This window comes from Paenibacillus apiarius (genome assembly GCF_017052585.1).
Classification (GTDB): Bacteria; Bacillota; Bacilli; order Paenibacillales; family Paenibacillaceae; genus Paenibacillus_B; species Paenibacillus_B apiarius.
Genome location: NZ_JAFFHZ010000001.1, coordinates 361194 through 374973 on the forward strand (window position 1 = coordinate 361194; position 13780 = coordinate 374973).

Annotated in this window: 15 protein-coding genes; 8 read left to right on the forward strand and 7 right to left on the reverse strand. The window is 52.3% G+C overall.

Annotated features, from left to right (window positions below):
* Positions 1 to 129 precede the first annotated feature (129 nt).
* From JSQ80_RS01760 to nikR, 7 genes are all read left to right on the forward strand, one after another.
* Complete coding sequence (locus JSQ80_RS01760; RefSeq protein WP_087433512.1) at positions 130 to 459, forward strand: antibiotic biosynthesis monooxygenase; 330 nt, start codon at positions 130 to 132, stop codon at positions 457 to 459.
* Positions 456 to 1175 (forward strand): 3-ketoacyl-ACP reductase, encoded by a 720-nt coding sequence (locus tag JSQ80_RS01765; RefSeq protein WP_206094115.1) that lies wholly within the window; start codon positions 456 to 458, stop codon positions 1173 to 1175. The genes JSQ80_RS01760 and JSQ80_RS01765 overlap by 4 nt, the downstream gene beginning before the upstream one ends.
* Positions 1176 to 1445: 270 nt before the next feature.
* Positions 1446 to 2423 (forward strand): ABC transporter permease, encoded by a 978-nt coding sequence (locus JSQ80_RS01770; RefSeq protein ID WP_206094116.1) that lies wholly within the window; start codon positions 1446 to 1448, stop codon positions 2421 to 2423.
* Positions 2420 to 3268, forward strand: coding sequence for an ABC transporter permease (locus tag JSQ80_RS01775; RefSeq protein WP_206094117.1), 849 nt, complete (start codon positions 2420 to 2422; stop codon positions 3266 to 3268). Before JSQ80_RS01770 ends, JSQ80_RS01775 begins: the two co-directional genes overlap by 4 nt.
* Positions 3258 to 4847 carry a nickel ABC transporter ATP-binding protein NikE gene (gene nikE / locus JSQ80_RS01780; RefSeq protein ID WP_206094118.1) on the forward strand — a complete coding sequence of 530 codons (1590 nt, stop codon included), beginning with the start codon at positions 3258 to 3260 and terminating at the stop codon, positions 4845 to 4847. Before JSQ80_RS01775 ends, nikE begins: the two co-directional genes overlap by 11 nt.
* 27 nt (positions 4848 to 4874) lie before the next feature.
* A complete protein-coding gene (locus JSQ80_RS01785) occupies positions 4875 to 6467 on the forward strand; it encodes an ABC transporter substrate-binding protein (RefSeq protein WP_206094119.1) in 1593 nt (530 codons plus the stop codon).
* Positions 6468 to 6598: 131 nt separating this feature from the next.
* Entirely contained in the window at positions 6599 to 7024 is a 426-nt protein-coding gene (nikR, locus tag JSQ80_RS01790; protein ID WP_087433506.1) for a nickel-responsive transcriptional regulator NikR, read from the forward strand.
* Positions 7025 to 7284: 260 nt separating this feature from the next.
* Here nikR and JSQ80_RS01795 read toward each other — a convergent pair whose 3' ends face one another.
* The 3 genes from JSQ80_RS01795 to JSQ80_RS01805 all read right to left on the reverse strand — a co-directional run bounded on the left by JSQ80_RS01795 (position 7285) and on the right by JSQ80_RS01805 (position 9977).
* Positions 7285 to 8895: an S-layer homology domain-containing protein gene (locus tag JSQ80_RS01795; RefSeq protein ID WP_206094120.1), complete on the reverse strand. Its 1611-nt coding sequence runs from the start codon at positions 8893 to 8895 to the stop codon at positions 7285 to 7287.
* Positions 8896 to 8996: 101 nt separating this feature from the next.
* Positions 8997 to 9659 carry a GTP pyrophosphokinase gene (locus tag JSQ80_RS01800; RefSeq protein ID WP_087433504.1) on the reverse strand — a complete coding sequence of 221 codons (663 nt, stop codon included), beginning with the start codon at positions 9657 to 9659 and terminating at the stop codon, positions 8997 to 8999.
* 102 nt (positions 9660 to 9761) lie between these two features.
* On the reverse strand, positions 9762 to 9977 hold the full coding sequence (locus tag JSQ80_RS01805) for an exonuclease (RefSeq protein WP_087433503.1): 216 nt from the start codon (positions 9975 to 9977) through the stop codon (positions 9762 to 9764).
* Positions 9978 to 10211: 234 nt separating this feature from the next.
* On the opposite strand from JSQ80_RS01805, the gene JSQ80_RS01810 reads away from it, so the two are divergent.
* Positions 10212 to 10727: a helix-turn-helix domain-containing protein gene (locus JSQ80_RS01810; RefSeq protein WP_206094121.1), complete on the forward strand. Its 516-nt coding sequence runs from the start codon at positions 10212 to 10214 to the stop codon at positions 10725 to 10727.
* 36 nt (positions 10728 to 10763) lie between these two features.
* On the opposite strand, the gene JSQ80_RS01815 is transcribed toward JSQ80_RS01810, so the two are convergent.
* From JSQ80_RS01815 to JSQ80_RS01830, 4 genes are all read right to left on the reverse strand, one after another.
* A complete protein-coding gene (locus tag JSQ80_RS01815; protein ID WP_206094122.1) occupies positions 10764 to 11270 on the reverse strand; it encodes a GNAT family N-acetyltransferase in 507 nt (168 codons plus the stop codon).
* Positions 11271 to 11579: 309 nt separating this feature from the next.
* Positions 11580 to 12416 (reverse strand): hypothetical protein, encoded by an 837-nt coding sequence (locus tag JSQ80_RS01820; RefSeq protein ID WP_206094123.1) that lies wholly within the window; start codon positions 12414 to 12416, stop codon positions 11580 to 11582.
* Positions 12413 to 12673 carry a YqkE family protein gene (locus JSQ80_RS01825; protein WP_206094124.1) on the reverse strand — a complete coding sequence of 87 codons (261 nt, stop codon included), beginning with the start codon at positions 12671 to 12673 and terminating at the stop codon, positions 12413 to 12415. Before JSQ80_RS01825 ends, JSQ80_RS01820 begins: the two co-directional genes overlap by 4 nt.
* Positions 12674 to 12725: 52 nt before the next feature.
* Positions 12726 to 13661 (reverse strand): bile acid:sodium symporter family protein, encoded by a 936-nt coding sequence (locus tag JSQ80_RS01830; protein WP_206094125.1) that lies wholly within the window; start codon positions 13659 to 13661, stop codon positions 12726 to 12728.
* Positions 13662 to 13780: the final 119 nt, after the last annotated feature.

The window sequence follows — 13780 nt, forward strand, 5'->3', positions numbered from 1 at the left end:
TCTCTGCCTTGCGTTCCGTTATAATAGACAGTGCAGACAATAGAAACGGCAGTGCCATCCTTTGTATACATAAGGTTAGTGCGTTTCTGCAATCCGTTCTGCGCAAATTACTGCAATGGAGGCGAGAGCATGTTAGTCGTTACAAACACAATCCGAATCAAAGCCGGATTCGGGAAGCAGGTGGCTGAACGCTTCGCGAACGCGAAAGGCGTACAGCAAATGCCTGGCTTCGTCCGCATGGAGGCCTGGCTTGGCGAAGGCAAAGAAGGCGAAGAAGAGCTGAAAGTGTGCACGCTCTGGGAGAACGAAGAAGCATTTCACAATTGGACATCCAGCGAGACATTCCGCGCTTCGCACCGTGGAGCCGGAGACAGCAAAGAATACATGCTGGGCGCCTCGCTGAATAAATATGAACTGGTCGTCAGTCACAATACACCGCAAGGAGCTGTATCGGAATGAATTTGAACAGTAAAGTCGCCCTTATCACCGGAGCAGGCAAAGGAATCGGCAAAGCCCTGGCGATCGCCTTGGCAAAAGAAGGAACGCATCTCGGACTCATCGCCCGGACGATGTCCGATCTGGAAGCGCTCAAAGCTTCGTTATCGAAGGAATATGGCGTGAAGGTCAGCGTCGCGGCAGCGGATATTTCCGTGCAGGCGGAAGCGGACAAGGCGGTTGCCGCCATCCGGGACGAACTCGGCACAATCGACATTTTGGTGAATAACGCCGGCATCGCCAAGTTCGGCACCGTCCTTGAGATGGATCCTGCCGAATGGGAACGCATCATTCAGATCAATCTGATGGGCACCTACTACGTAACCCGCGCTGTGCTGCCGACCATGATCGGGCAGAATTCCGGCAGCATCATCAATGTCGCCTCTACCGCTGGCGAACGCGGGTTTGCAACGGGTTCCGCGTATAATGCATCCAAGTTCGCCGTCATGGGCCTGACCGAGGCATTGATGCAGGAAGTGCGCAAGCACAATATCCGTGTCACCGCGTTGACGCCGAGCACCGTCAATACGGATCTGGCCGTGAACGCCGGCCTGAAGATTGGCGATGAGGACCGTATGATGCAGCCAGAGGATGTGGCCGATCTGGCGCTTGCTACCTTGAAGCTGCCTGAGCGCATCTTCATTAAGACGGCGGGCATTTGGACCACGAATCCGCAATAGGCACTATCCACTCACATACCGCTTGAGTAACAGGGGAGCTTATCCCCTGTTTTTTCTTTTTTCTGGACTCATCTTGTCCGACCTCTTCTCAATTCATCCTGCTTCTGCAGTATCATCCCGCTTCTCCTGGGTTACCCCTTAATCTTCCATAAAAAAACGAAAAATGTGGAAAAATTTTCAGTATCACTTATTTACTAACTCGTAACACCGTGCTATAGTGTTACAGATCGTGAAGTTCGTGATACCACTAACAGCTTGGGAGAGGATGTAATGCTTCGATTTGTATTGTCACGAATGGGCGAAGCTGCAGTCGTCCTGCTGCTCGCCAGCGTAATCGTCTTCGTCTTTATCCGCCTCCTGCCCGGCGATCCGGCCATGGCTCTATACGGGGATAACATCCAGAAGATGACCCCTGCCGATCAGTTGCGAATCCGTGAAAATCTTGGATTGGACGAACCGCTTCACGTTCAGTACGCCAAATGGCTGGAAGGCGTGATGCATGGCGAACTCGGCCGCTCCTATCTGAATGGGGAGCCCGTCAGCGCCATCCTTTATCATGCAGCCGGCCCCACCGTGCAACTTATGCTGACAGGGACGCTCCTTACTCTGCTCGTCTCATTGCTGCTGGGAACATACACCGGACTTCGGCATGCTTCCAAAAGCGACGCTATTGTAACCGTCTTCAGTTACCTGCTGATGTCCATGCCCGCATTTTATCAAGCTTTGCTATTCATGCTGGTCTTTTCCTTGTGCCTGGGTTGGTTCCCCATCGCCGGAATGGGAAATCCGCATGGAGGAATCGGCGAGTGGCTGCGCCACATTACGCTTCCTGCACTCGTCCTGTCCTTCTCGCATATCGGGTATTACATACGGCTCCTGCGGAATCATGTTCTCGTGACAAAGGATAAAGACTTCGTGCACGCTCTGGAAGCCCGAGGCGTTCCTCGCCTGCGCATTGTAACCCGCCACATCGTGCCGAATTCGGCACTGCCTTTTCTGTCGTACATCGGAATGTCTTTATCGATGACGATGGCGGGTTCCGTCGTCATCGAAACGCTGTTTTCTTGGCCGGGCCTTGGCATGCTGTCCTTAAAATCTGCGCTGTCGCGCGATTATCCGGTGCTCATCGCCACGATTCTGCTCGGCACGTTCGTCGTCATTATCGGCAGCTTGCTCATCGATCTGCTCTGCGCCTGGTTCAATCCGCGGATCAAGCGGCAGCTCGTGAAGGAGGGAACCGCTTCATGAAGCTGACGAAATGGCTTGCTGCCGTCGCTTGCGTCTATCTGGCTCTCCTGCTTGTGTTCTCGTTCGCCGCACCGTTCATAACCGGACACGACCCGGTTGATGTCGATCTGGGCTCCATCCTGCAGCCGCCCCAGCCGGGGCATCTGATGGGAACGGACGAGATGGGACGCGACATTGTTAGCCGCTTGTTATACGGTGCAAGAGTATCCCTCTCGGTCGGATTCGCTTCCATGCTCGTATCGCTCGTCGCGGGCGTCGTCTATGGCACCGTAAGCGGGTACTGCGGCGGCTGGATCGACCGAATTATGATGCGGCTTCTGGATACGCTGCTCAGTACTCCGAGCCTGCTTATCATGATTGGAGCACAAGCTATCCTCTCCCCCGGTCTGCTGACAGTCGTTCTCGTCATCGGCCTGACCGGATGGATGCCGCTTGCCCGTCTCATCCGCACCGAGATGTTCGAACGCAAGGAGGAAGTGTTCATTCAAGCATCCATCGTCGCCGGCGCATCGCCTTACCGGTTGTTCGTCCGCCACTTGGCTCCGCATTCCTTGCCTACGATTCTGGTCATGTCGGCGAGCGGCATCGGCCATGCCATTTTGTCCGAATCGACGCTCAGCTTCCTTGGCCTCGGCATCCCTCCGCACGAAGCTTCGTGGGGGAATATGCTCGTCGGCGCGCAGAATCATCTGCTGACGGGCGCCTGGTGGGCAGTCGCCTTCCCTGGAGCGGGCATCGTGTTGACGGTGCTGGCCATCACCTTCCTCGGGGATTGGCTCCAGAGCCGCTATGGCAGCCCGCAATTCAGAAATAAACGGAAAGGGGAAAAGGAACATGTCTGCTGAGATCGACCTGTTGCGCGTGAATGAACTATCCCTTTCCTGTGGCGGCGTCTTAAGGAGGGACGTGTTGAAACAGTTGTCCTTCGCCCTTTCACGAGGAAAGGTGACGGCACTCATCGGCGAGAGCGGATCGGGTAAAAGCATGACTGCCCAAGCCCTGCTAGGATTGCTGCCCCCGGAGGCGCATGTAAGATCGGGCGCGATCCTGTTCGAAGGGGAAGACATACGGATGTGGCCGGAGCGCCGGCTGCAATTGTACCGTGGAGGCCAGGTCGGCATCGTCTTTCAAGATACGTTCGGAACCTTCGATCCGCTGTACCGGGTTGGCAGCCATTTTCAAGAGCTGTATGCGGTACATGCGAGGCTGTCGAAGTCCGAAGCGAAGGAGCGGGCGCTCCAGCTGCTCGGGGAAATGCAATTTCCGGACCCGGACCGCGTCTATCGGGCCTATCCGCACGAATTGTCCGGCGGTATGCGGCAGCGCGTCCAGCTCGCGCTGGCGATCGCCCCGAATCCGCAGCTGCTTATCGCGGACGAGCCCACGACCGCCTTGGATATGTCCGTGCAGGCTGACATCCTGCGGTTGATTACGCGCTGGAACCGCCGTACAGGGGCCAGTGTCCTCTTTATAACGCATGATCTGGGCGTTGTCGACGAAATAGCGGATGAAGTCCTTGTCATGCAGCAAGGCGAGATTGTCGAGTCAGGATCGAAGCAGGACATCATGACGAACCCCGCTCATCCGCATACGGCAAATCTGATCGCCGACTACGCTTCGTTATCGGCGCCGAATCAAGCAATTGTCGCCGATGGCGCCGTTAGCATCGTCGAAGTGCGGGATGTCAGCAAAGCGTTTCGTGTTCACCGCGGCTGGGGCAGAGCTGGCAGCAAGGTGCGCGCCGTGCGCAATGCTTCGTTCCGTATCGGCGATGCGGAATTGGTGGGACTCATCGGAGAGAGCGGCAGCGGCAAGAGCACCTTGTCGCGGCTGCTGCTTCGGCTCGACGACCCCGACAGCGGCTCCATCTGCTGGAGCGGCATAACGGACCCGCGGCGTTCCGTGCAATGGGTTCATCAAGACCCGCTTGCCTCCTTCGATCCGCGCTGGACCGTCGGTCGAATCGTCGGGGAAGCATTGGACTATGCATGCAAGCTCACCAAAGCCGAATCTAGCGCTCGCGTCAAGGCTGCTCTCGACAGCGTCGGGCTCAGCGGGGAACTCGCGGACATCTATCCGCGCCAATTGTCTGGAGGCATGAGGCAGAGGGTTGCCTTGGCCCGCGCATCGATCGTGCAGCCGCGCCTGCTTGTTCTGGACGAGCCGTTTGCCAGCTTGGACATGACCCAGCAGCGGCAGATGCTGTCGTTGCTCCGGCACATGAATGAAACGCAAGGCACGGCCATGCTCTTCATCACCCATGATGTGCGCGCCGCTATGACGCTCTGTCACCGCATCATGGTTATGCATCAAGGGGAGCTCGTCGAACAGCTTCCGGCGGCTTCGCTTCCGCATTCCGGCCATCCTTATACAAAGCGGCTGCTTGCGGCGATCCCCGGCTTCTCCCAGAAAGCGAATGAATGAAACAAACTTTAAAGGAGGAATTAACCTATGAAGAAATCATTCAAGTTGTCGCTTGCGATGCTGTGCATCGCGAGTCTGCTTGCCATGTTGGGCTGCTCTTCGTCCCAAGCAGACCATCAAACCGAATCCGTTCCGGCTGCCCAGTCGGCATCGCCAAAAGTGATCGTATTCGGCACAGAAAGCGAAGTGGAAAAAATCAATCCCGTGCTGAACGGGGATCAAGATGTCGACACCCTGTTGTTCCGCGGTTTAACGAAGCCGACGTCCGATAATGAGGTGGCTCCCGACATTGCGGAGGAGTGGACAATCTCTGCCGATCAGCGGGAGTATACATTTTTATTGCGGGATGATGTCGTGTGGGAGGATGGGGAACCGCTTACGGCCGAAGATGTCAAGTTTACACTTGACACGCTGCTCAATCCGGCAACCAATTCCCCAATTCTAAGCGATTTCAACGAAATTGACCGGGTCGAGGCACTCGATCCGCATAAGGTGAAAATCACGCTGAAGGATCCCTTTCCGCCGCTCCTGAACAAGCTGAAGCTCGGTCTGCTGCCGAAGCATCTATTGGAAGGGCAAGATATCAACACGGCCGCCTTCAATCGCAAGCCTGTCGGCAACGGTCCGTTCAGATTGAAGGAATGGAAGCCAGATCGAACGATCGTTCTCACCCGCAACGACAAGTTCCACGGAACAAAGCCGCAGATCGACGAGATGCTGATCCGGCCCGTAACAGACCCGAATACGAGGCTGATGCAGTTAAAGACAGGCGAGATCGATCTGGCCTACATGGAGCTCAACCAAGAAGGCAGCGTAAAAGACAGCGATCCGTTCACCGCTTTGCAGATGGCGACGGTTGATTATCGCGGCATGCTGTACAATTTCCGCAACCCGCTATTCCAGGAACCTGAGGTCCGATTGGTGATGAGCGCTGCCATCGATCGCGAGGCGCTGGTGCAAGGCATTCTGTTCGGCAAAGGCCAACCTGCTTACGGCCCGCTGCAGAAATCTTGGGCGAACGATCCGGCTCCTGAAGAGGCCGAACATCATCCCGAGGCAGCGAAAGCGCTGCTGGAGAAGGCTGGCTGGCGGCCTGGCGAAGACGGCGTGCTCATGAAGGACGGCGTACGGTTCGAGTTCGACTTGGTCGCACCGGCAACGGATACGGTCCGTGTAGCGCTGGCTAATGCCATTCGCACCCAGTTGAAACCGCTCGGCATCTCCGTCAACCCGAAACCGCTGGATTGGAGCGCGATTCAGTTCGACAAGGCCGACGCGTTCATGATCGCATGGGGCAGCGAATTCGATCCGGACGACCATACGTATCGCGTCTTCCACAGCAGTCAGATTGAGAACGGCTTGTACAATTACGGCGCATACCGCAATGACAAGGTCGATAAGTGGTTGACGGAAGCGCGGATCGAACCGGATCGCGACAAGCGCAAAGAACGGTACGCGGAATTTCAGCGCGAGCTGCGGAAGGATCCTGCCTTCAACTTTCTGGTCTACGTCGATGCCCTGTACGGCGTCAGTAAAAAAATAAACGGAGTCGGCCATCGTCCGTTAGGGCATCACGGCGCCGGCGTGTTATGGAATATTGAAGAGTGGACTGTGAATTAATCGGGATCATCATGTAATCTGCATCAAGCGTATCAGCTTATGGATACAGACGCCTCTATTGTTATAGCGAATTCCGCTTTTGCCGTATTTATGGTAGAGTTATTATAAAAAGTTGTTTTACGAGGTGCTTCATGAACGATTCCAATTTAAAACGGTTTGGCGTTTCCATGGATGGAAAGCTGCTTGACAAATTCGATGAGACGATTAAAGGAAAAGGGTATGAAAATCGATCCGAAGCGGTCCGTGATTTGGTCCGTGACGCTCTCGTCAAGGAATCCCTTGCAGATGACGACAAGGTGGTGGCCGGCAGCATCTTGCTGTTCTATAATCACCATCACCGGAATCTCCTTGATGAGCTAGCCCGCCTTCAGCATGAGATGCATGATCTCATCCTGGCGACGACCCATTTCCACTTGGATCCGAGTAATTGTCTCGAGCTCATCGTTGTCAAAGGGAAAGCCAAAGACCTAAAAGTTCTCAGCGATCAGATCATCAGTCTGAAAGGTGTCAAATACGGCAAATTCACAGTGGCTCCCATTGACGAACCTCATTCATGATAGATAGATATCTATATCCGGCAAGCCCCCTGATTCAGGGGTAAATAACTGGCAGTGATATACGACATAATAGTATAGGAACTGCCGAATAGTAATTCGTCAGTTCTTTTTTATTTATTGCATTGCTTCAAGCAATGCACGCTCCAACTGCAATTGCAGTCCGCACGCCTCTGCCTTCCCAGAAAAAAACCTCCCTTGCGCGAAACTGAACCCGTCAGGCGCGATAAGGGAGGTATTCATGAATATGCTTTCGATATTCCTTATTTGGATGAAAAAGAATAGGATGAAAACTTCATATGATTGCGCAAAGCGTCCCATATATCGATGGTTTCCGAGCCAATGGACCAATAAGCGTAGCCTGCTATGTTCCTCTGTTCAGCCAAGCCGTATTTCAAGGAAAGTGAACGGCTGTCCTCCGTCCAGATGCGATGATGCGCGCCTTGTTCCATATAATTTACAATATACTGCCCCGTCTTGGCATCCCACGCCGGCTTCGCCTTGTTCGCGCGCAGAATGTTTCCTTGCTCTGACAACGTCAAATCCTGCGATGCTGCGCCGCTCTGCTTCAAAGTCCAATCGCGTGAGTACAATGGCAAGCCCACGATTAGTTTGTGGGACGGAACGACGGTAATGATCTTGTCAATCGCACGCTGCAGCCAAGGCAGCGAAGAGACTGAGCCAGCCACCGGATCACCATTCCAATGCTCGTCATAACCCATCAGCACGATGCAATCGGCTGTGGCCCCCAAAGCTGCATAATCGAAGGCAGCCGTCCAGTCTGTTCCCAAATCCGGCGACACATCGATCGACAACACGGCTCGCACACGATGCAGCTCCGCCGCCAGCTTCGATACAAACGCCGTGAACGCTTCCCGATCCTGCGGATAGATATTCTCGAAGTCAAGGTTCAACCCGTCAAGTTCGTATTCGCTGACGTAGGCCGCCAGCTTCCCGATAACGGCATCCCGCTTCTTTGAATCGGTGAGCACGGAATGGGTCAGATCGGCGTTGAAGCGATTGCCAACCATGGCCCATATCTGCTTGCCATGTTTTTTCGCCCAAGCGATAAGCTCGCGATCGGTATGATCCGCTACCGTCTGTGTCTTATCGATATAATACCATCTTGGAGAAAGCGTGTTGACTGTGGACTTCTCTATATGTTCAATGTATTGCTGCCTTGTCAACTCATACTGCCAACCCATCTCGATACGCTGTGGCGGATTGGCCTGCAGCACTGCCGACCAGCCCGGACGCTCCAGCGCTTTTGCCAAGACAACCGCGGTCTCCTGTCGTGTTAGCGGATCGTTCGGCCGGAAATTCCCGGCATCTCCATTCATTAGGCCAAGCTGCTGCATCGAGCCTACATATGGAACAGCCCAAGCCGCAATGCGGTTCGCATCCTGGAAGGCGGGTTCCACCTGAGCTCCAGCCTGGGTTTGTTTGAACGCCCGCACGAGGACAGCGGCCGCTTCTTGGCGGGTAATCGGCTGCTGCGGATCGAACGTGCGCGCTCCCATTCCATCTATGGCCTGCAGCAGAAGGGCCGCCTGCACCGCTCCGTAATACCATGCGCTTCGAGGAACATCGTCGAATGCGGGAATGTCGCTCGCCACCGGCTTGATATTCAGCACGCGGTTCACCATGGCCGTAAATTCCGCGCGTGTCACCGGTTTACCCGGCTCGAAGGTGCGCGGCCCCGTGCCGTTTACGATATGTCTTTCATACAAATCTACAATTTGCTTCTGCCCATAGCTGTTGCCGATATCGTCGAACGGCAACGGCGTGCGGCCAGACTCCCCCCATACCAGGCTAGCGGTGAAGAAGAGCGCCGTTGATACAAGCAGAATAAGTATTTTACTGAAATATTTCAATGAATCGGCCTCGCTTTGCTAGAAATGATAGATATCATCCATCCTAGCAAATAAAAGGAAGGGCGTGGGCTATAAAATATTGGAAAACCTTCTGTCCAGCTTTATGAAGTTAGCAGTTGACGGCGAAGCAGCGACATTTGCTGGTCCATCTGGAAAGACGATTTGGCCAAGTCTATCAATTGCTTTCTCGCATCCTCGGGCACGTCCCCGCCTTCATATTTATAATTAAGCTTATGTTCCGTCGCCGCCCAGAAATCCATGGACGAGGTCCGTAATTGTATCTCGGCAGGCACCCACAAGTTGCCGCTCGACAGAATCACTTTGGTCTGCACGACCATATGCAAGCTCTTGTAGCCGCTTGCCTTCGGGTGTTCGATGTAGTCCTTCACTTTCAGCACCCGGATATCGTCCCGCCGCTCGATATGCTCCTTCATCATATAGACGTCATCAAGGAACGTCGTCACGATCCGCAGGCCCGCTATGTCTTGTATTTGCTCCTGGACCGCACCCTGGGTGAAGGGAATGTTTTTTCTTTCTATTTTTTTCAACAGCGATAACGGCTCTTTAATCCGCCCTTTTATATGCTCTATCGGTGAATATCCGTGTTTCGTTTTCCAATCCAAATCGATGATTTGAAAGTCGCTTCTCAATTCGTTCAGCGCCATCTGGTATTGGCGGAAGAAGCCGCCCCAGCTCTTCTGCAGCGTCTCCAGCACCTCTACCCTGTTAATTATGTTAATCATTTGATTCGCGTGGTCTATCATGTTGTAGCACCCTCCGTCATGTTCCAATGTAAACATTTGCGATAGTTCTAGATTAACCGGATCGAATAGCAATATCAAATAACAGGACAACACGCCTTGCCTTCATGTATCTGGCACCGGTACAGTCTGTGCGCGTGCGCGAATATCAGCGGTTGCATGCGGATACGACGTTTCCAACAGAATGACTTGCTCCACCAGTTCCGTCAAGTCGCGCACGGCCATCGCTTTTGTATATTCCTCGTCGTCATCGAGCTGACAAGCGATCTCCAGCAATCCGGTCTTCAGTTGGCTGTACCGTATGAGGTGATGTATGTCCATCTCGCCTTCCCTCCTTTGCATAATTTACGATTTTATGCTGCTTTGTGCTTCGAATTGTGGTATTCTGGAATAGCAATAAACATATTCGATGATGTACAAGGATTGTGTGTGATGTATTTCGCAATCCAGGAATAGCATTCGTTGCAATTAATATAGCGTAATGGCATCTGATTTGCAAGCCGAGAATTGCAATTCTGATATGTGTTTTCTTACTTTTTTCGAGGGGGTTCTGTTATGAGAATCGGAACACTGCTGCGGGAATTGCGCGGCAAGCGGTCGCTTAGAGAAATCGAGCGAGTCTCTGGCGTTAGCCACACTTATTTAAGCAGTCTTGAAAAAGGTTACGATCCGCGTACGGGAAAGGAGCGGAAGCCTACACCCGACACGTTGAAGAAGCTGGCGCAGGTATACGACATTTCGTATGAGCAGCTGATGCTTAGCGCCGGATATATGGACATGGAGAACAGCACTTCCCGAGCGTTGATGGATGCGCCGGACGACGCTTCCGCTGCAGACAACGAATCTGATATGAATTATAGCTCGCACGCCCGGAAAAACCCGCGCCAACGAACGGTCAAGGAGACGCGGCCTTGCTACGAGCTTGCCGACGTTCTGCAAGGAGAAATTCCCGTGCATTACCGCGGGCATCTGTTGAATGAAGAGGATTGCCGGCGCACGCTCGCCATGCTGGATGTGCTCTTTTCGGAAGCGAGGCCTACGAAGCCAGACGAGGGTAATCAAGATGACTAGCAGCGGCAGCCATAAAGCTGAACGTGCCCAGCCGGGTCACGGACAGACTCTTTTGCCGACGATGATGAGATCACGCTCTATCCCGTCAATCTCGGCGATATTCGGCAAATGAGCCCATCTGTCAAAGCCGAAGCGCTCAAACATGTACAGACTCGGTTCATTATGTCCAAATATAAATCCGAGCAAGGTTTTGATCTGCAGCGAGGGACAGGCCTCAATGCCTTTTTGGAGCATGTATTTGCCAAGTCCTTTCCCTCTATGTTGTTCGTGAATGTAGATGCTTACTTCCGCTGTCGCATCATATGCGGGCCTTCCATAAAACGACTGAAAGCTCAGCCAACCGCATAGGTCCCCTTCATGCTCCACGCACCAGAGCGGCCTTGTATCAGGCGAATGCTCATGGAACCATGCTTCTTTGCTCGCCACGGTAACCGGGCTGGTATCCGCGGTTACGTTGCGGCTTGGCACGGTAGAATTGTATATATCGACAATGGCCGGCAAATCGCCGATTGTTGCATTTCTTATCGTAATGTTGTCTATCATTTCGAGGTTCACGTCCTTCTGGCAACAAGATTGGGAAAGCGGTGAATCGCCGCCGATTTTAAAATTGTATACCAATCTGTGTCCAAAAGGAAATCATTTTATGTGCCTTCCCTATTGGAGAATGCATGCTTATTAAACAAAGGCGGTGAGCAAAGGGATTAGCTCATCGCCTTAATGTCTTGCCGCTTGCGATGCTTGGTGCAAATGCGAATGATAATATCGCCGGAATCATTCTCTCAGCGAATGACATGGGGCCTTATATTGCTTGGAGGACAGCCATACATGGTATATTATTGCAAAGTATTCCTTTTAGGCGCCGAGAAGAAAAAAATAATGATCCAAGAGAGTGTTCATCAACCCATGCAGAATACGCCGAAACGAGAGCGAAGATACCTGTAAATCCCCCCCCCGATTTATAATCTCTTCTACGATCGGGGCAACGACTGATCCCATCAACATGGTCAGAAAAAAGCCAACGGATTCTGCTGATCCTGCTTTGGAAGATGGTCCAGTCCATAAAAATGAAAACGTAATCCATAAAACGATAAACGATAATAAATTTGAAAATAACATCCATGGAATGAATTGTATCCAATCCTTGCGCGTTGGTCTGCGAAATCCAAACGAATTCCAAGAAAGGTTGTGCCTGCGAATAATAGCCAGCCAAACAACCAAGATTGGAATGGCATGGACAATTACTCCTGCAGTACAAGTTGCGAATGCAGGACTAAATCCTAGATGTTCGAAATGATCCTCAACAGCCCCCGTTATTGTATCCGTCAGCATTATTTTCCATATAATCAAAATAAGCAGCAAATCGATTATACTCCAGGGCACCTTGTCCTGTTTAATGGAGTGATGATGATTCGCAGGATTGTCGCTCAACAAAATTCTCCTTTCATTTCTCCGCATTCGCGTCACCGATAATTTTCCTCCTGCCAATATGAAAAACCCGGGATGAACATTTACAATTGTATAAGATGACGTAACGTCACTATCAACGAACAAATTGTAATCAAAGGGACGGAGCGAAACGGGGCAGATAAGAGTTTTCTGCGGGTGCCTGATTGTAGAGAGGGGGAGTTCTGCGGCAGCACCAAAATACAAAAGCGTGCAGACCCGATGTCGGCTGCACGCTTTGTTCATTTATATTTCTTCCAGTCCATTTTACTGTTGTTCAGCAAGTATTCGAAATTGTTGTCAAGCTGCTTCTGTTCGGCACGGCGGACTGCCTCCGCCTGCTTCCGCTCGTCTTCCTTGCGCTTTGCTTCTTCCGCCTTCAATTCAGTCGCCTGCGCCTTCAGCTTGTCTAAGATGTCGGAGCTGAGCAAATCCTTCAACGTGGCCGGTTTACCCGTCGAAGCCGGTGCAGGAGCAGCGGGTTGTCTCTTTTTCTTCCCCATTGAACTCACCTCGATTTTCCCTTCATTATAGCATACTGTTCATCCATGCGATTCATTTCGGCTTGTTTTTCATGCGACTGTAGATGGTAGCGACAATCGGCCCCGATATATTATGCCATACGCTGAAAATAGCGCTTGGAACGGCAGATAATGGCGAAAAATGAGCGCTGGCTATGGCTGCGCCCAAGCCGGAGTTCTGCATGCCCACTTCAATGGAGACCGCTTTGCGGCTGGCCATATCGAGCCCCAACATCTTGCCGAACAGGTATCCGAGCAACAGGCCAAGGCCGTTGTGCAAAATGACGACGGCAAAGATGATTAATCCCGTCTCCGCAATCTTTTGCTGGCTGCCCGCCACAACCGCCGCTACAATCGCGACGATGGCTATGGTTGATATCAAGGGGAGCGCCTTGACTCCCACCTCCGCCGGCTTGCGTAAAAATGTTTTGAATATGAAGCCCAATAGGATTGGGATAATGACAATTTGCAAAATCGACCATAGCAGTGACGTTGCATTAATCGGCACCCACTGGCTGGCGAATAAAAGAATGAGGCCAGGGGTAACAATAGGCGCCAACAATGTCGTAATGGAGGTGACCGTTACAGAGAGCGGCACGTCCCCCTTTGCCAAATATGTCATGACGTTGGACGAGGTTCCTCCCGGGCAGCAGCCAACCAAGATAACCCCTACTGCGATTTCAGGCGGCAGTTGCAGGCCTTTCGCCAGAACAAATGCGAGCAGCGGCATAATGATGAACTGCCCGATGACGCCGATGGCAACATCTTTCGGCCTGCGAAATACTTCTTTGAAATCAGCGGGAGACACGGTTAAGCCCATGCCGAACATAATGATGCCCAGCAACGGGGTTATGTACGCGCCCAACCATTTGAATGAATCCGGTAAATAGAATGCGAGACATGCAAATAATATAACCCAAATAGCAAACGTTTTCCCTACAAATTGACTGACTCTCTCCAATCGTTCCATCTCCTGAATTTTGTTTTAAATTTTATTATAAGAGATGAAAAAAAATATTTCCAGAAAGAATTGATTTTCTGCCCGGTCATTATGCTTAGCCGTGCATCTCCTCGTCTGCACGGCTTATT